20 protein-coding genes are annotated in these 15315 nt (G+C 62.1%); 8 read left to right on the forward strand and 12 right to left on the reverse strand.

The window, feature by feature from the left end:
- Positions 1-12 precede the first annotated feature (12 nt).
- Positions 13-294, reverse strand: coding sequence for a DUF3565 domain-containing protein (locus G7016_RS17760; protein WP_375139705.1), 282 nt, complete (start codon positions 292-294; stop codon positions 13-15).
- 12 nt (positions 295-306) lie between these two features.
- Here G7016_RS17760 and G7016_RS17765 point away from each other — a divergent pair, with 12 nt between their 5' ends.
- From G7016_RS17765 to G7016_RS17775, 3 genes are all read left to right on the forward strand, one after another.
- On the forward strand, positions 307-792 hold the full coding sequence (locus G7016_RS17765) for an FKBP-type peptidyl-prolyl cis-trans isomerase (RefSeq protein WP_181117042.1): 486 nt from the start codon (positions 307-309) through the stop codon (positions 790-792).
- A 19-nt stretch (positions 793-811) separates the two neighbouring features.
- On the forward strand, positions 812-1294 hold the full coding sequence (locus G7016_RS17770; protein WP_181117043.1) for a glutathione peroxidase: 483 nt from the start codon (positions 812-814) through the stop codon (positions 1292-1294).
- Between the two features lie 93 nt (positions 1295-1387).
- Complete coding sequence (locus tag G7016_RS17775) at positions 1388-2506, forward strand: NADH:flavin oxidoreductase (RefSeq protein ID WP_181117044.1); 1119 nt, start codon at positions 1388-1390, stop codon at positions 2504-2506.
- Between the two features lie 21 nt (positions 2507-2527).
- Here the strand turns inward: G7016_RS17775 and G7016_RS17780 are convergent, their stop codons facing one another.
- A complete protein-coding gene (locus G7016_RS17780) occupies positions 2528-2890 on the reverse strand; it encodes a hypothetical protein (protein WP_181117045.1) in 363 nt (120 codons plus the stop codon).
- An 86-nt stretch (positions 2891-2976) separates the two neighbouring features.
- Positions 2977-3726, reverse strand: coding sequence for a sulfate transporter CysZ (cysZ, locus tag G7016_RS17785; protein ID WP_181117046.1), 750 nt, complete (start codon positions 3724-3726; stop codon positions 2977-2979).
- 289 nt (positions 3727-4015) lie between these two features.
- Here cysZ and trxB point away from each other — a divergent pair, with 289 nt between their 5' ends.
- Positions 4016-4981, forward strand: a complete 966-nt coding sequence (gene trxB, locus G7016_RS17790) for a thioredoxin-disulfide reductase (RefSeq protein WP_181117047.1) — start codon at positions 4016-4018, stop codon at positions 4979-4981.
- Positions 4982-5038: 57 nt separating this feature from the next.
- Here the strand turns inward: trxB and G7016_RS17795 are convergent, their stop codons facing one another.
- The 5 genes from G7016_RS17795 to G7016_RS17815 form a co-directional block, all read right to left on the reverse strand.
- Positions 5039-5389: a HopJ type III effector protein gene (locus tag G7016_RS17795; protein WP_181117048.1), complete on the reverse strand. Its 351-nt coding sequence runs from the start codon at positions 5387-5389 to the stop codon at positions 5039-5041.
- Positions 5382-5678, reverse strand: coding sequence for a DUF1244 domain-containing protein (locus G7016_RS17800; protein WP_181117049.1), 297 nt, complete (start codon positions 5676-5678; stop codon positions 5382-5384). Before G7016_RS17800 ends, G7016_RS17795 begins: the two co-directional genes overlap by 8 nt.
- 66 nt (positions 5679-5744) lie before the next feature.
- Positions 5745-6116 carry a dihydroneopterin triphosphate 2'-epimerase gene (gene folX / locus G7016_RS17805; RefSeq protein ID WP_181117050.1) on the reverse strand — a complete coding sequence of 124 codons (372 nt, stop codon included), beginning with the start codon at positions 6114-6116 and terminating at the stop codon, positions 5745-5747.
- Positions 6117-6134: 18 nt separating this feature from the next.
- A complete protein-coding gene (gene folM / locus G7016_RS17810; RefSeq protein ID WP_181117051.1) occupies positions 6135-6842 on the reverse strand; it encodes a dihydromonapterin reductase in 708 nt (235 codons plus the stop codon).
- A gap of 82 nt (positions 6843-6924) precedes the next feature.
- The gene (locus G7016_RS17815; protein WP_181117052.1) at positions 6925-7509 is read right to left on the reverse strand and encodes an antibiotic biosynthesis monooxygenase; all 585 of its coding nucleotides are present in this window, start codon (positions 7507-7509) and stop codon (positions 6925-6927) included.
- 237 nt (positions 7510-7746) lie between these two features.
- Between G7016_RS17815 and G7016_RS17820 the strand changes: the two genes are divergently transcribed.
- A complete protein-coding gene (locus tag G7016_RS17820) occupies positions 7747-8697 on the forward strand; it encodes a MerR family transcriptional regulator (RefSeq protein ID WP_181117053.1) in 951 nt (316 codons plus the stop codon).
- A gap of 1 nt (position 8698) precedes the next feature.
- Here the strand turns inward: G7016_RS17820 and G7016_RS17825 are convergent, their stop codons facing one another.
- A complete protein-coding gene (locus G7016_RS17825) occupies positions 8699-9304 on the reverse strand; it encodes a hypothetical protein (protein ID WP_181117054.1) in 606 nt (201 codons plus the stop codon).
- A 67-nt stretch (positions 9305-9371) separates the two neighbouring features.
- Positions 9372-9827 (reverse strand): PAS domain-containing protein, encoded by a 456-nt coding sequence (locus tag G7016_RS17830; protein ID WP_181117055.1) that lies wholly within the window; start codon positions 9825-9827, stop codon positions 9372-9374.
- Positions 9828-9947: 120 nt separating this feature from the next.
- Between G7016_RS17830 and G7016_RS17835 the strand changes: the two genes are divergently transcribed.
- Entirely contained in the window at positions 9948-10403 is a 456-nt protein-coding gene (locus G7016_RS17835) for a flavodoxin (protein ID WP_181117056.1), read from the forward strand.
- A gap of 233 nt (positions 10404-10636) precedes the next feature.
- Here G7016_RS17835 and G7016_RS17840 read toward each other — a convergent pair whose 3' ends face one another.
- Positions 10637-11443 (reverse strand): transglutaminase family protein, encoded by an 807-nt coding sequence (locus tag G7016_RS17840; RefSeq protein ID WP_181117057.1) that lies wholly within the window; start codon positions 11441-11443, stop codon positions 10637-10639.
- Between the two features lie 167 nt (positions 11444-11610).
- On the opposite strand from G7016_RS17840, the gene G7016_RS17845 reads away from it, so the two are divergent.
- Entirely contained in the window at positions 11611-12639 is a 1029-nt protein-coding gene (locus tag G7016_RS17845) for a Glu/Leu/Phe/Val dehydrogenase family protein (protein WP_181117058.1), read from the forward strand.
- A 7-nt stretch (positions 12640-12646) separates the two neighbouring features.
- Here G7016_RS17845 and G7016_RS17850 read toward each other — a convergent pair whose 3' ends face one another.
- On the reverse strand, positions 12647-14032 hold the full coding sequence (locus G7016_RS17850) for an aminotransferase-like domain-containing protein (protein ID WP_181117059.1): 1386 nt from the start codon (positions 14030-14032) through the stop codon (positions 12647-12649).
- A 117-nt stretch (positions 14033-14149) separates the two neighbouring features.
- Between G7016_RS17850 and G7016_RS17855 the strand changes: the two genes are divergently transcribed.
- Positions 14150-15313: an MFS transporter gene (locus tag G7016_RS17855; protein ID WP_181117060.1), complete on the forward strand. Its 1164-nt coding sequence runs from the start codon at positions 14150-14152 to the stop codon at positions 15311-15313.
- Positions 15314-15315 lie beyond the last annotated feature (2 nt).

Genomic DNA, 15315 nt, shown 5'->3' on the forward strand with positions numbered 1-15315 from the left:
GCGATGGCCGGATCAGCCAAGGTTACCGCCAAAGCTGCCCCGTGCGCACCAGCCACAGGCAAAGGGCTTGCCGATACGGCGCTTGCGCTCGTCGGGGTCCACTACCCACGGGCGTGATTGCCAGGGGGGTGCATGGCGAAGGTGCTGGGTGTGCCCGCAACTCAGGCGCGCGAACCAGTCACCCTGTGCATCCTGGTCGAACCCGAGGATCACGCAGTCGTCAGTGCGCGGCCCGTCACATTCGCAATCGTCCCCGTGCTTGTTTACACTGAGGTCTTCCAATCTCTTGTGCAAAGGTCTTACCCCATGCTCATTGCCGCCAAAAAGGCTGTGTCCATCGACTATACCCTTACCAATGATGCTGGTGAGGTCATCGACAGCTCGGCCGGCGGTGCGCCGCTGGTTTACCTGCATGGCGCTGGCAACATCATCCCTGGCCTGGAAAAAGCCCTGGAAGGCAAGCAGCCTCAGGATGAAGTGGACGTGACCATCGAGCCGGAAGACGCCTACGGCGAATATTCCGCAGAGCTGGTCAGCACCCTCAGCCGCAGCATGTTCGAAGGCGTCGACGAGCTCGAAGTCGGCATGCAGTTCCATGCTTCCGCGCCGGATGGCCAGATGCAGATCGTGACCATCCGCGACCTGGATGGCGATGACGTCACCGTTGACGGCAACCACCCGTTGGCCGGCCAGCGCCTGAACTTCAAGGTCAAGGTCATCGACGTACGTGATGCCAGCGAAGAAGAAGTCGCGCACGGCCACGTTCACGGCGAAGGCGGTCACCACCACTGATCCGAAGGGGGGAAGGCACATGGGCGCGTTTCACGAGCTACAGGCTACGGCCATTGATGGCGCACCACTGCCGCTGAGCGGTTTCACCGGTCAGGTGGTGCTAGTGGTGAATGTTGCCTCAGAGTGTGGCCTTACCCCCCAATACGAAGGCCTGGAGCGCTTGCAGCAGCGCTTCGGCCCTCGTGGCTTCGCGGTGCTGGGTGTGCCCTGCAACCAGTTCGCCGGGCAGGAGCCGGGTACCGAGGCCGAGATCCAGGCCTTCTGCACCACCCGTTATAACGCAAGCTTTCCCCTCACCAGCAAGGTCGAGGTAAATGGCGCTCAGCGTCATCCGCTCTACACGCTATTGGCCGGCGAGGCAGCAGCGCATCCCGGTGACATCACCTGGAACTTCGAAAAATTCCTTATCGGCAAGGACGGGCAGGTGCTGGCGCGGTTTTCGCCACGGACCCTACCGGAAGATTCTGCCGTGCTCGAGGCTATCGAACAGGCCCTCGCCTGAACCCCGACCGGGGAAATCAAGCCCATCAATAGTGCTGTGCCCCCCGATGCGCTGCCCCTAAGCTGTGGCGCTGAACTTCACGGAGGCGCGCAGATGTCAGTACACGCATTGTTCCAACCATTCGTTTCAGGGCCACTCAAGTTGGCGTCGCGTATCGTGATGGCGCCCATGACCCGATCCTTTTCCCCAGGCGGCGTGCCGAACGAACAAGTGGTGGAATACTACCGCCGCCGCGCGGCGGGCGGCGTAGGCCTCATCATTACCGAAGGCACCACGGTCGACCACCCGGCTGCCAATGGCTACCCCAACGTTCCCCGCTTCCATGGTGAAGACGCCCTGACCGGCTGGCGCAAGGTGGTCGAGGCGGTTCATCAGGCCGGTGGCAAGATTGCTCCGCAGCTGTGGCATGTCGGTAACGTTCGCCGCCTGGGTACGGAGCCCGATGGCACGGTGCCAGGGTACGGCCCGATGGAGAAGCGCAAGGACGGCCGTGTGGTTATCCATGGCATGACCCAGGAAGATATCGACGCGGTGATCTCTGCTTTCGCCCGTGCCGCCGCGGCCGCCAAAGACATCGGCATGGATGCTATCGAGATTCACGGTGCGCACGGCTACCTGATCGACCAGTTCTTCTGGGCGTCCAGCAATCAGCGCGAAGACGCCTATGGCGGGTCGGACGAGAACCGCTCCCGCTTCGCCATCGAACTCGTGCGTGCGGTTCGCGAGGCCGTGGGGCCGCAATTCCCGATCATCTTCAGGTTCTCCCAATGGAAGCAGCAGGATTACAGCGCTCGGCTGGCGACTTCGCCCCAGGCGCTCGACGCGTTCCTGCAACCGTTGGTACAGGCGGGCGTGGATATCTTCCATTGCTCCACCCGCCGTTTCTGGGAGCCGGAATTTCCTGAGGCAGTAGGCGACGGTGCGGCGCTCAACCTCGCGGGCTGGACCCGCCGGCTTAGCGGCAAGCCCGTGATCACGGTAGGCAGTGTAGGGCTGGATGACGAATTTCTGAAATTCATGGTGCAGACCGACGAGGTGGCAAAGCCCGCCAGCCTGGATGACCTTGTGACGCGCCTGGCCCAGAACGAGTTCGACCTGGTGGCGGTAGGGCGGGCATTGCTGGTAGACCCTGACTGGGCCGCCAAGGTGCGCGACGGGCGTGAGCAGGACATTCTTCCGTTCAGCCGCGAGGCGCTGGGCCAATTGAGCTGAACGGAAGAGAAGCGGCGGCCGTTATACAAGCCGCTGATACACCTCGCCCACGATTTCGCCCATCAGCAACCCACTGACATCAGGGATCCGGTGTTCGTCCTCGAAGCTATACGCTACGAAAAACACGCCGAAGGTGTCGGATACCCAAGCCGAGGGCGGGTCCTGCTCCTGGATCCGCCGAGTGGTTTCTTCGGTGAGTGTCTGGGAGTAAATGACCAGACGCTCCTCCAGGTTATTGACGCCATTGAGGTAAATCCGGTCAGGGGCCGGAAGGTTATTCAGGCCTCGCTCGGCCAGCACCGTTTCCAGTTCAGTGCGCACGCGTGCGGCCAGTTCATCAGTGCCCTCATGCGCCCCTTTGTTCTCGGTTGTTTCGTTGATCATGGCTATGCCCTTTTAAATGTTCCGCCGGCGCCAATCGCCGACAGGGCCATTTAAAACGAGCTCATCATTGCCGAGGGTGTACATAACTACGCCGGAACAAGGCGGGCGTCGCCTCGTTCACGAACCCAGAACACGGTTGCGCCAGCGACCGCTGCAGGCATCATCAGGATGTTCACTACCGGTATCAGCAGTACAAGGTACACACTGCCTCCGAAGCTGAGGCTGGCCCAGCGCTTGCGGCGCAGCCAGGCCAGCATGTCCTGCCAGCTCAGCTTGTGGTTGTCGGCGGGGTAGTCGATGTACTGGATGGCCATCATCCACACGCCAAACATCAGCCACAGGGGCGCCGCGATCACGTTCACCCCCGGGATCAGCGACAGCACAAGCAGCCCGACCGCCCTGGGCAGGTAATAGGCCAGTTTGCGCATTTCACGGCTCAGGGTACGCGGCACCATGGCCAGTAGCTCGGCCCAGCTGAAGGCAGGAAATTCATCCTTGCCGGTTACTACTACTTCTACCTTTTCTGCCAGAAACCCGTTGAACGGGGCGGCGATGATGTTGGCGACCATGGTGAAGGTAAAGAACACCATCAACACCACCAGTGTCACGAACAGCGGCCAGAGGATGTAGTTGAGGAAGCTCAGCCATGTGGGCAGCTCCGGCATCAGCTGGTTTACCCACAGGCTGAATTCGTGGCCGGCGAAATAGATCAGCCCCACGAACAGCACCAGGTTGATGCCCAACGGCAACAGCACAAAAAGCCGCAAGCCTGGGCTGAGAACCAGCTTGAGGCCCTGGCGCAGGTATTCTGGCCCGGACAATGCGGGTAGTGGCATGAATCGATTCTCCAAAAGCGATGAAGTTGGCGCACGGTACCGGCTTTGCCGTAACGGTAAAACCCTGCGGCGCCCCGTAGCAACATCATGAAACCATGCAGGCGTAGTGGCGCGTGCGCATAGCGGCCCCCTATCAGCAGAATTGCCAAAGGGTATTTCCCTATATGGCCGGTCCTCGTTAAGCTTCACCCACTTCGATTTACCGGGCCGCGATAGTGGCCTGTCATTTTCAGCCGGCTAGGCCGGCACTACGACGCGGCACCCTTTGGCCGGTCGACAGGAGTGTGTCATGTCTGAGCTTCGTCATTCCCGAGTGATCATCCTCGGCTCCGGCCCAGCCGGTTACAGCGCCGCTGTGTATGCGGCACGCGCCAACCTCAAGCCGCTGTTGATTACCGGCATGCAAGCAGGTGGCCAGCTGACTACCACGACCGAAGTCGACAACTGGCCAGGCGACCCTCACGGCCTTACTGGCCCTGCGCTGATGCAGCGGATGCAAGAACACGCCGAGCGTTTCGAGACCGAAATCGTGTTCGACCATATCAACGCGGTGGATCTGGCTGCCAAGCCGTTCACCCTCACTGGCGACAACGGTACCTATACCTGCGATGCCCTGATCATTGCTACCGGTGCCAGTGCGCGCTACCTGGGCCTGCCTTCCGAAGAAGCGTTCATGGGCAAGGGCGTTTCCGCCTGCGCCACCTGCGACGGGTTCTTCTACCGTAACCGCGACGTGGCGGTGGTAGGGGGCGGCAACACTGCGGTGGAAGAAGCGCTGTACCTGGCCAATATCGCGAAGAAGGTCACCCTGGTACATCGTCGGGAAACCTTCCGCGCCGAGAAGATCCTGATCGACAAGCTGCATGCGCGGGTTGCCGAGGGCAAGATCGAGCTCAAGCTCAATGCCGTGCTGGACGAAGTGCTGGGCGACAATATGGGCGTGACCGGGGCGCGTTTGAGGAACAACGATGGCAGCACCTCCGAGCTGAACGTGGACGGTGTGTTCATCGCGATCGGCCATACCCCCAACACGTCGCTGTTCGAAGGGCAACTGCAGCTCAAGGATGGTTACCTTGTGGTCAAGGGTGGCCGTGAAGGCAATGCGACCGCCACCAATGTCGAAGGCGTGTTCGCCGCTGGCGACGTGGCCGACCACGTGTACCGCCAGGCCATCACCTCTGCGGGCGCCGGCTGCATGGCCGCACTGGATGTGGAGCGCTACCTCGACGGCCTGCAGAACGCGACGTTCGAATAAGCGCAGCGTGATACGAAACGCCCGGCAAATGGCCGGGCGTTTTCATTTCAGGCGGGATCAGGCCACCGGCACCTTGCGCACCAGCGCAGCGGCCTCGAAACGCACAGCGCTCATTCCGTTGGCAATCAGCGCACGAATGTTGGCGTGGTCGCTGCCTTCCGGCGTGGCCAGCACGGCACGGTAATGTTCACCGAATGCCAGTAGTGCTTCCTGGTCGCTGAAGCCCTCCAGTTGGGCCAGCCCCAGGGTTTTGCAAGAACCTTCGTTCTGGCCCGCAGCATTGGTCACCGGGCCGTTGGTGAAGGCCTGTGGGCTGTAATCGTAATGGTCGGCCACAAAGGCGAGGGTATCGGCGAACAGGTTTTCACCGGTTTCCAGGCTGGCCCGGAACGCATTCAAATCAGTCATGGGGTTTTCCTTGGGCGAAGGCAGCGGCCTGGGCCGGGCTGGCTTCTGTCTGGTAACGCTGTTTCCACTCGTCGTAGGGCATGCCATACACCACCTCGCGGGCGGCGTCCTGGGTGAGTTCCAGCCCGCGTTCGTCTGCGGCGGCCTTGTACCATTTCGACAGGCAGTTGCGGCAGAACCCTGCGAGGTTCATCAGGTCGATGTTCTGCACGTCAGTACGGTTGCCCAGGTGTGCAACCAGGCGGCGAAAGGCCGCGGCCTCGAGCTCCAGGCGCTGTTGCTCGTTCATGTTCGGGCTCCTCCGGTAGTAGGGCAGCGATGATAAAAGGCGTACCCGCCGTGGGCAATCACGGCGTCAGCGACGGCCCGCCAAGGTGATCGACACCGATTCGGCAAAGCGCAGCGCGTGGGGTTTGTCCACTTCCACTTCGCTGTAGTCCACAGCCTCATAGCTCATCACCAGATCCAGGATTTCCTGTGTAAGGCGTTCCAGCAGCGCGAAGCGGTTGCCTTCCACGTGCTGAATGATCGCTTTGGTGATTGTCCGATAATTGAGCGCGTGGTCGATGTCGTTATCACGCACGGCATCAGTGGCGCGGTACAGTATCGTCACGTTGATGAGCACGTCCTGCTTGTTGAGGATCTCGTCCTCATTGATGCCGATATAGGTGCGCAGGCGAAGGTCCTTCACCCGGATGCGGGCCATTCCTGGCTCCAGATGTGGCATGGTGCAAACTCCCAGGGGCTATTTCAGATGCCGACCGCCGTTCACGGTCAGGGTGGTTCCCGTCACGTAGGCATTGTCCATCAGGTAGCGCAGGCTTTGGTAGATAACCTCTGCGCCGGGCTCGATGCCGATGGCGGATTTGGCCAGCGCCTTGCGTCGGTAGGCCTCGTCATCCCCCTCGTTGAACTGAATCAGGGCAGGGGCGATGCCATTGACCTTTATCGCCGGCGCGAAGCGCGCCGCGAAGGACAATACCAGGCTGTCGAGGCCCGCCTTGGTGGCGCAGTAAGCGATGTGTTTGGCGCTACCCTTGCGGGTGACGTCGTCGCTGATGTGAATGATATCTGCAACCGGGCTTGCCTTCAGCAGGGCTTCGCATTCGAGGTTGATCAGGTACGGCGCCAGCATGTGCACATTGAACATACCGAGGAACGCGTCGGGGTCGGCCCCACCGTTATCAGGTAGCCACGCCGAAGCGTTATGCACGATGGCCCGTAGCCCGCTGACGCTGGCCTTGAGCGTCCCGATGAAGGCCCGGATACCGCCTTCGTCGGCGAAGTCTGCCGGCAGGGTCATCGCGCCCGCCGCGCGCAGCGATTCGATGCCCGGGTGCTCCCGGCGGTAGGTCGCCACCACTGGAATGCCGTCATCCAGCAGCCGCAGCGCGCAGTGCAAGCCTAGCCGCTGCGCGGCGCCGGTAATGAGGACTGGGAAATGTTCAGGCATGTAAGGGTCGCTGTGTGGCCGCCGCGTTCACCGCGGCGGCTGAGCAGCGACAGTAGCGTACCCGGGACGCTGCGCCAACCGCCTACCTTGCCTGGGCGCTGGGCTTGGCCACTGCAGTAGTGCGCGGGGGCGCGTTCAACCAGGGCGAGAGCAAGCGGGTTGAAAGCGGAATGAAGATAAACACCATCAGCGGTGTAAGCGCCAGTGTGCTGACGAGGATACGGGGTGCCAGCGTCAACTCCCCCAGCCACGCACCAAAAGCGAAGTTGAACAGCAGCGACACCGGGAAGAACGCCAGCCAGATCGCCACGGCTTGTTTCCAGCGAGGCGGGCGCTGCGGTTGTGCCGAGCTGGATGTGGTAGCGAACCAGCCATCCATGCCATGCACGCGGTGCTCCGACGGCTGAGCGAACAGCCCATTGCCGCGCGCAAGCCAGGCCTGCCGGGACGCGGAAAACTCCCACGCATGCAGTGTAATGGGGTCGGCGAAGCGGAAGATCATCTGGAATTCGTTATCGCCCTCAGGCGGCGCAAGAATGCCCGAGCCCAGATAGCCCGGAAAGTCAGTAGCGAGGTGCTCGCCTTCCTGAAGCCAGGCGATCAATTCAGGGTACCGCCCTTTGGCGGCGCGGCGCGCGACCAGCATGGTCACAGGTGGCGTAGACATTGTGTATCTCCCGGCTGCAGGCAACCGCCCAGGGTAAGGGCGTCGCAATCGCGCCCCGGGGTGGTGGGGCGCAATGGAATTCAAGCAAGGATTATTCCTTATTCGAACCAAGCCGTCTGCTCCCATGCGCCACGCCTGTCGGGGGAACCATCGCTGCGGTGCATGTTCCATCGCGCATAAGGTCTCAACAAACAGTTACAATCGTTCAACAGCCTGAAACCGCCGGTTTTCCTTCGTATGAGCGACAACGAACACTATGCGGCCACCAGCCGCGCCCATAGCGAACAGGAGTTGTTTCCTATTCGCGAGGTGTCGCGCCTCACAGGTGTGAATCCAGTAACGCTGCGTGCCTGGGAGCGGCGCTATGGGCTTATCCAGCCCACTCGCACCGAAAGCGGGCACAGGCTCTATTCCGCTGCCGACGTGGCGGAAGTGCGGGCAGTCCTGGGGTGGCTGGAGCGCGGCGTAGCGGTGAGCAAGGTAGGCACTCTGTTGGCCCGCAGCCAGGAAGGCAGGGTGCCAGCCCCTACCGAGCCGGCCTCGGCATTCAGCGAATATGGACAGTGGCGTGACCGGATCGCATCTGTCGTGCATCGTTTCGATGAGCTCACCCTCACGCGGCTTTACGGGCAGGTCTTCTCGACCTATCCCTTGGCCGTGGCCTTCGAGGAGGTGTTCATACCCGTGTGGGAGCAGGCGCGGCTTCGCCAGGAGGGCTTCGGGCTGGCCAGCGAATGGGCATTTCTCGATCACTTCCTGCGTGGGCAAGTGCTCAAGCGCTTGCAGTTCGTTCAGCGAGAAGCGGTAGACAGCCATGTGCTGCTTTGCGGAGTGCCAGGCCAGTGCCACGAACTCGAGCTGCTGGTAACAGCGCTGTTGCTGGGGAACGACCAGGTTTGGGTCCAGCCCTTGGGCAAGGGCCAGCCGCTTGAAGAACTGGGGCTGGTAACTGAGCGTATTCAGCCTCACGCCGTGGTGCTGTTTTCCAACCACGCCCCGGGCACGGACGCCGCCAAGCGGTTCATCAAGCTGGCATTGACCCTTGAATGCCCCTTGTTACTGGCGGGGGAGATGAGCGAGCTGATTCAGGATCAGCTGGTGAATTCGTCGGTGGCCTGTCTGGGTGCTAGCGGGCACCTGATGAAGCGGCGGCTGTTGCAGTACATCGCGGGCCATCTGGATACCTGATTCAGGCATGCAGATCAGGGTGCGCCAGCCGATGCTGCTCGAGAATGTAATGGCGCAACCGCTCGGCTTCCTGGGCATCGTGCGGGATCAGCCGGTAAGCCATCAGGCCCTCGGCAATCTCACGCTCCAGGCTGCCGCGCAGGGCGATCGGCGCGTAGCCTTCGGGCGCGAACCACAGAGAGAAAACCTCCGGCGCCTCGATGCCATCTCGCAGCTGAAGCACTACGCCGCTTACCGAAATTTCGACTACCCACAGCGACACGGGCCTGGCGCGCCGGTCCTGCAACGCAATGGCATCGGCCAGGGCGAGGCGCCATGGGCGGATCATCGGGCCGTCCTCGTAGATGGTAGGCGCGCCCAGCTTGATATGCTGCGCGTGGAATTCATCCTCCTCCAGGCGTAACGGGAAGCTCAGCTGCTGGTTTTCATACTGGGCCTGGATGGTAACGTGCTCGTGAGCAACCAGGCGCGTCAGCAGTTCCTGCAGTTGGCTACCACCGTTTACCATCAAGCCGGTAGAGACGTCGCCGTTGTCGGCCGCCAGGCTGTGATGGATGCCCTGAAGGAAATCGAGTTCGTCCTGGGTCAGCAGAGAGTCAGGTTGCATGATTCGGCCCGGTTAGTGTCGCAAGAGCGAAGTGGTTAGCATGAGGCCCTCGGGGTTCCGTAGCGTTTCACTGTTCAGCGTCTTTGAGGCGGACAATTTCCTGGCGCGCTGCTGCCAGTTCTGCTTCCAGTTGCATTATTCGTTCCTGCGCTGCTACCTGCGCGGTGACGTCTTTCTGGATTCCGATGAAATAACGTCGGCCGTCGCCTTCGTTGTGAACGGGCGCAATCGACAGCTCATTCCAGAATTGGCTGCCATCCTTGCGAAAGTTACGCATGATCTGCCGGCAGGGCTGCCCTGTATCGATGGCGTCGCGCACCTGCTGCCGGATAGCTTCTTCAGCCTGGCCGTTCTGCAGAAAGCGACAGTCGCGATAGAGGATTTCCTCGGCACTGTAGCCCGTCATTCGTTCGAAGGCCGGATTAACATAAATCAAAATGTTATCCGAGCCTTCCTGCTCAGCGATAACGATGCCGTCGTTGGACGCATCGACCACAAGTTGCAACAGGTTTGGGCCAATCATAGGTCCTCCGGCCAGCCGCCTCGGTGAGATGGCATTTTAACTTACCCGATGGGCTCTGGCATGCGGGAACCGCATTCGTTCCGCTGGTAAACTGCCTGCCTCGTCCAAAAGGAGCCCGGCATGAAGGTTGCCCTGTTTTCCGGTTCTGTCTACGGTGCTGCCGAAGACGTCGCCCGCCATATGGTTCAGCTGCTCGAAGCCGCTGGGCATCAGTGTTATTACAACCCCCGGGGCGATCTTGCCGTCTTGCTTGCTTCGCAGCCCGACGCCCTGATCGGTATCACCTCCACCACCGGCATGGGCGAACTTCCAGACAACCTGCTGCCGCTTTACAGTGAGCTGCGAGACCAGTTGCCGGCGCCTTTGCGTGGGTTGCCTGGCGGCGTGATCGGCCTGGGCGACTCCAGCTACAGCGACAGCTTTTGCGGAGGCGGCGAACTGCTTGCAGAACTGTTCGACGAGTTGGGGATACGGCAGACAACCCCAATGCTACGGCTGGACGCCAGCGAAAGCGTTACCCCGGAAACCGATGCCGAGCCATGGCTGGCTGAATTCATGCAGCGGTTGGAGCAATAGGCGAAAAAAAGGCCGCTGCGCACACAGCGGCCAAGCAAGACGTTGGTTCAGGAGCTACCAAACAACGTCGGGGGTACGTTGAACACCACTGGAGCAATATTGGCGCAAAAGGCTTAAGCCAACATTAAGTTGAACGATGTTCGACCTTTCAAAGGATACGGCCCCGCGCCGCCTGGATAAATCGGATTGTTTGACAATCACCGTTGCGTTGAGCGTAACAATACTGCAAGCAGTCAATGCAGGCGTTGCACCGCGCCGGGCAAGCCCTGTAACCGCTCCGCCAGGCGCAGTCGTTGTACGGGGTCATCAGTCAACAGCAGCGCATGCTGCACATCGAAGCGTTCGGCCTGAGGGCAATCCAGCCGCTGGTACAACCCGGCACGCGCCAGGTAATCCGCTGCCGTCGCCGGGCCGAGTTCGAATACCCGTTCGGCGTCTTTCAAGGCGGCCATATACAGGTCCTGGCTGCTATGCAACTGGCGCAGGTTGCGCGATAGCCGCTGCAGCATCTGGGCTGCCGAAGCCGCAGCCATGTGCTCGGCACGCAGTTCCATGCCAGCGCCAAACTGCCGGGCCAGCAGTTCCCGGCAATCCTGTGGATACAACCGGCGGCCTCCACAGGGGTCGAGCAGGTGGTCGGCACCGGGCACCTGAAGCAGAAAGTGCCCGGGGAAGTTAACCCCCACCAATGGAATGTCCAGGCGCCTTGCCAGTTCCAGCGCCAGCAGGCCCAGCGCCAACGGTTGGCCACGTTTGCGCGTGAGTACTTTATGCAGCAAGGCGGCGTCGGGGCGCAGCGGATGGAACTCGTCCTGGGCGTAGCCAAGGGCGTTCAGTTTTCGCAGCAGCGGCTGCGCAAGCTCTCGAACCGGGAGCAGCGGCAAGCCCGCACTGACGGTCAATTGCAGCGCTTGCAGGTCGCTGAGCAATTGGGCGGGTGCAACGCCGGGATCGTGCTCGGCGGCCACCCACAGCGCGGCCTCGAACGGGGCGGCGGGCTGGCGGGCAATGCAATTGAGGCAAGCTTGGCGTGGGTTCATGGATGAACGCTCCGTTCCTCCGACGGCACGGCCAGCGGGTGCCAGCGTACAGTGCTTCAGCTTTTGTAGCCCTCGGCGGCGGTTTCGTCCAGTGTCATGTAGTGGCCGGGCAAGCTGTCGCGGGCCACCTATACTCTTGCCAATACCGCCTATTCGGAAGCATTCCCATGCTCGCGCTGATGCAACGCACCCGCGTGGAAACCGTGCACCTGACCGTCGATCCGGTTACAGGGCTGCGGGCAATCATCGCCGTACACGCCGGGCGGCCGTTGCCAGCCATTGGTGGCTGCCGTTACCTGGCCTATCCCGACGACGAAAGCGCACTCACCGATGCCATTCGCCTGGCCGAAACCATGACCTACAAGGCTGCGCTCGCGGGCTTGCCGTTCAATGGCGGCAAGGCAGTGATCCTGCGTGGGCCTCATGTAGAGGACCGTGCGAAGCTGTTCGAAGCCTTCGGACGCTTCGTCGACAGCCTGCAAGGGCGTTACATCACGGCCGTGGACAGTGGCACCAGTACGGCGGACATGGACTGCGTGGCGCAGGCCACGCGTTATGTGACCAGTACCACCGCAGCCGGCGACCCTTCGGCGCACACCGCACTGGGCGTGTTTGCCGGCATACGCAGCACAGCCATGGCCAGGCTGGGCAGCGATAACCTCGAAGGGCTACGGGTGGCCATCCAGGGCCTTGGGCATGTGGGTTACAGCCTGGCCGAACATCTGTACGCGGCAGGCGCCGAGTTGTTGGTCTGCGACACGGACGCGGGCAAAGTGCAACTGGCAGTAGAGCAGTTCAACGCCCGGCCGATTGCTGGCGATGCGCTGCCTACCACCCCCTGCGACATCTTTGCTCCCTGTGCCAACGGTGGCTTGCTCAGCCCCAAGACCGTTGCCCAGCTGAGGTGTGCCGCGGTCGCCGGCTCGGCCAATGCGCAACTCACGTCGCTTGATGTGGCCGACCAACTGGAAAGCCGTGGCATTCTGTACGCGCCCGACTACGTCATCAACGCGGGCGGCCTGATCCAGGTAGCGCTGCAATACCAGAGTGCCGACCCCAGCGCGATTACCACTCACCTCAGCCGGATCGGTGCGCGGCTGACCGATATCTACTCCCAGGCACAGGCTACGCATCGCTCGCCTGCCCGGGTGGCGCAAGAGATCGCCGAGCGGCTGGTGTACGGCGGCGAAGGCTAGCGTAGCGTCAGCCGGGCCTGGGCGTTGCCACTGCCTTGAAAAACGCTCGGGCCCGTGAGTCCGCGCAATAGGCAACGTTCAATCGCAACCAGTCAGTAGGCTGCCCAAATGGTCGGAAAGCCTCGCCCGGGGTGAGCAATATTCCCAGCGCAGCGGCCTTGGCGGCGTACTCCACAGGCGTGGCCCCGGGGTACCTGGCCCACAGGAACATGCCTCCTTGGGGTTCGGCGAAGACCTCCCAGCGATGCTCCGCCAGGTATTTCAGCGTATGCGCCATGGAGGTGGCGAGGCGCTGGCGCAGCCGCTCCAGTGACTTGCGCCAGGCGCCGCTCGCCAGCAGGGTCGCTACCACGCTCTCGGCAAAACGCTGTGTGCCCAGGCCGGTGGCTTGGGCTACCTCCGCCAGCCGAGGCATTATCGTCGGCGGGCCGGCCACATAACCTACGCGCAGCGAACAGCTGAGGGTTTTGGAAAAGCTGGCGAGGTAAATCACGCGGTTCAGGCCATCCAACGCAGCCAACCGGGCGCTTGGGCCGTTCTGGAAGTCTGCATAGATATCGTCCTCGACCAGCAGAAAATCATGTTGCTCGGCCAGCCTGAGCAGGCGATGCGCCACTCGAGGAGACAGGCTTGTTCCGGTGGGGTTCTGGTACATGCTGTTCACGAACATCAGCTTCGGCCGATGATCGCGCAGCAAGGCCTCCAGCCTGTCGGGGTCAGGGCCCTCTTTTCCACGAATAACGGCTAGCACTTGAACCTTCTGCAGCGCCAGCAGGTTGAACAGGTTGTAGTAGCCCGGATCCTCCACGATCACCGTGTCGCCGGGGCGAAGGAGCGTGCGCACGATAAGGTCGAGCGCATGGCTGGCCCCTTGGGTGGTCAGTATCTGCTGCGTTTCGGCATGGATATGCACCTGCGACAGGCGCCGTTGTAACTGTGTGCGTAATGCCGGAAGGCCCATGGGCGAGTTGTAGCTGAACAGGGCGGTTGGGTCTTCACGCGTGACGCGGCGGATGGCATGGCCAAGGCAGTCGGCGTCCCGCCAGTCAGTCGGCACCCATCCACAGCCCAGGCGGAGCAGGACAGGGGAGGCGTCGAATTGAGCCCAGCGAGGGTCTTCAAGGTTGCCAGGCTGTTCGCTGACGACGCTGGCGGGCGATTCACTGGCGAAAAAGCCACTGCCTTGGCGAGGCACCACCGCGCCTTGCGCTACCAGCCGGGCATAGGCTTCTACCACGCTCGAAGGGCTCACCTTATTGTCCGTGGCCAGTTGCCGAATAGAGGGCATGCGCGCGCCAGCGCGGACCTTGCCCTCCATCAGCCAGCGGGCAAGTGCGCGAACAATCTGCTCGACGAGGGGAGTATCAGACTCGCGATCAAGGCCTAGCTGCATGCGTCATCCACTGTACGGAAGTTTTCGCCACACAGTTAATCACGATCTCGCACCACTGTGCCTTGTTAAAAAACACCCCGGCGCTAGCCTGCAGGCCCCTGTTACTGGAACGCCTCGATGACCCGCTTGCCTGCTCGCTTGTTGTGTATAGCGCTATGCCTGATCACGGCTGCGGTCAACCTGCCAGCGCCGTTGTACCCTGCGTATGCGCAACTGTCGGGCGCTGGCGCCGGGGCTACGGCCGTTGCATTTGCGGCATACGTTTTAGGCGTGTTGCCGGTGTTGCTCCTGTTGGGCGGGCTAGCGGACCGGGTGGGCCGTAAACCTTTGATCGTGACTGCGCTCGCCCTGTCGATGCTGGCCACAGTGTTGCTATTGCGAGCGCCTGGCCTTTACAGCCTGGCCATTGCCCGCTGCTTGCTGGGGCTAGGTACCGGGCTGGCATCGGCCACCGGCACTGCCTATATGACCGAACTGCTGGCGCTGGAACGCCAGGACGCGGCCCGTGCCGCCAGTTGGGTCACGGCCAGCACATCGCTGGGGTTTGGCTTGGGCGCTGCGGCCACCAGCGTATGCCTGTTGCACACGCCAGGGCTGGCACCGGCCAGTTTCTGGATACAGCTGGTGCTCGCCGGCCTGGCCCTGATGTTAATGCTCAAGCTGCCCGACCCCGCGCCCCGTCGCGCTTCAGCCATGGTACGCCTGCCCTGTTACCCGGCGGGGTGCGTGGGATATGGGCTTGCCATTCTGCTGGCCTGGGCGGCATCGGGCGTGGTGATCGCCATTCTTCCTTCCGTGCTGGAAGTGGCGGGATTGGGAGCGTGGGCGGGCTTTTCGACATTCAGCGTGATCAGCTGCGGGCTGATGTTCCAGCCGCTGGCGCGGCGAATGCCTGCACGCCGTGCCGTGGCGCTTGGCCTGGCCATACTGCCGCCGAGTTACGCCCTGATTGCCTGGGGCGCACTGAATGGCCAACTGGCGGTGGTGCTGGTGGGTACGGTCGCGGCCAGTAGCGCTTGCTACGGGTTCATTTACCTCGGCGGGTTGGGCGCGATTGCCGCCCAGGCTGGCGCGGAAATGCCCCGTGCCAGTGCGGGCTTTTTCCTGTTGGCCTATGCAGGCTTCAGCGTGCCCGTGGTGTTCACCGGGCTGATCGCGGACCGCTTTACGCCGGCAACCGGGCTCTGGGCGTTCGGAGGCGCCTTGACGCTTGGCGCCTTGGCGCTGCTGGCGGCAATGGCCAGGCGCCCACCCTTGCGGGCGAGCATTGCCAAGGCATGAAG

This window comes from Pseudomonas japonica (assembly GCF_013522925.1).
In the GTDB taxonomy this organism is placed as follows: domain Bacteria; phylum Pseudomonadota; class Gammaproteobacteria; order Pseudomonadales; family Pseudomonadaceae; genus Aquipseudomonas; species Aquipseudomonas japonica_A.

What these genes read in the sequence shown, in the direction of transcription:
- G7016_RS17845 (WP_181117058.1), top strand. Translation starts at nt 11,611, where the DNA reads ATGCTCGCGCTGATGCAACGCACCCGCGTGGAAACCGTGCACCTGACC.
- G7016_RS17765 (WP_181117042.1), top strand. Translation starts at nt 307, where the DNA reads ATGCTCATTGCCGCCAAAAAGGCTGTGTCCATCGACTATACCCTTACC.
- cysZ (WP_181117046.1), bottom strand. Translation starts at nt 3,726, where the DNA reads ATGCCACTACCCGCATTGTCCGGGCCAGAATACCTGCGCCAGGGCCTC.
- G7016_RS17830 (WP_181117055.1), bottom strand. Translation starts at nt 9,827, where the DNA reads ATGATTGGCCCAAACCTGTTGCAACTTGTGGTCGATGCGTCCAACGAC.
- G7016_RS17775 (WP_181117044.1), top strand. Translation starts at nt 1,388, where the DNA reads ATGTCAGTACACGCATTGTTCCAACCATTCGTTTCAGGGCCACTCAAG.
- G7016_RS17795 (WP_181117048.1), bottom strand. Translation starts at nt 5,389, where the DNA reads ATGACTGATTTGAATGCGTTCCGGGCCAGCCTGGAAACCGGTGAAAAC.
- G7016_RS17825 (WP_181117054.1), bottom strand. Translation starts at nt 9,304, where the DNA reads ATGCAACCTGACTCTCTGCTGACCCAGGACGAACTCGATTTCCTTCAG.
- G7016_RS17840 (WP_181117057.1), bottom strand. Translation starts at nt 11,443, where the DNA reads ATGAACCCACGCCAAGCTTGCCTCAATTGCATTGCCCGCCAGCCCGCC.
- G7016_RS17835 (WP_181117056.1), top strand. Translation starts at nt 9,948, where the DNA reads ATGAAGGTTGCCCTGTTTTCCGGTTCTGTCTACGGTGCTGCCGAAGAC.
- G7016_RS17850 (WP_181117059.1), bottom strand. Translation starts at nt 14,032, where the DNA reads ATGCAGCTAGGCCTTGATCGCGAGTCTGATACTCCCCTCGTCGAGCAG.
- folX (WP_181117050.1), bottom strand. Translation starts at nt 6,116, where the DNA reads ATGCCACATCTGGAGCCAGGAATGGCCCGCATCCGGGTGAAGGACCTT.
- G7016_RS17800 (WP_181117049.1), bottom strand. Translation starts at nt 5,678, where the DNA reads ATGAACGAGCAACAGCGCCTGGAGCTCGAGGCCGCGGCCTTTCGCCGC.
- G7016_RS17780 (WP_181117045.1), bottom strand. Translation starts at nt 2,890, where the DNA reads ATGATCAACGAAACAACCGAGAACAAAGGGGCGCATGAGGGCACTGAT.
- trxB (WP_181117047.1), top strand. Translation starts at nt 4,016, where the DNA reads ATGTCTGAGCTTCGTCATTCCCGAGTGATCATCCTCGGCTCCGGCCCA.
- G7016_RS17815 (WP_181117052.1), bottom strand. Translation starts at nt 7,509, where the DNA reads ATGTCTACGCCACCTGTGACCATGCTGGTCGCGCGCCGCGCCGCCAAA.
- G7016_RS17820 (WP_181117053.1), top strand. Translation starts at nt 7,747, where the DNA reads ATGAGCGACAACGAACACTATGCGGCCACCAGCCGCGCCCATAGCGAA.
- G7016_RS17855 (WP_181117060.1), top strand. Translation starts at nt 14,150, where the DNA reads ATGACCCGCTTGCCTGCTCGCTTGTTGTGTATAGCGCTATGCCTGATC.
- folM (WP_181117051.1), bottom strand. Translation starts at nt 6,842, where the DNA reads ATGCCTGAACATTTCCCAGTCCTCATTACCGGCGCCGCGCAGCGGCTA.
- G7016_RS17770 (WP_181117043.1), top strand. Translation starts at nt 812, where the DNA reads ATGGGCGCGTTTCACGAGCTACAGGCTACGGCCATTGATGGCGCACCA.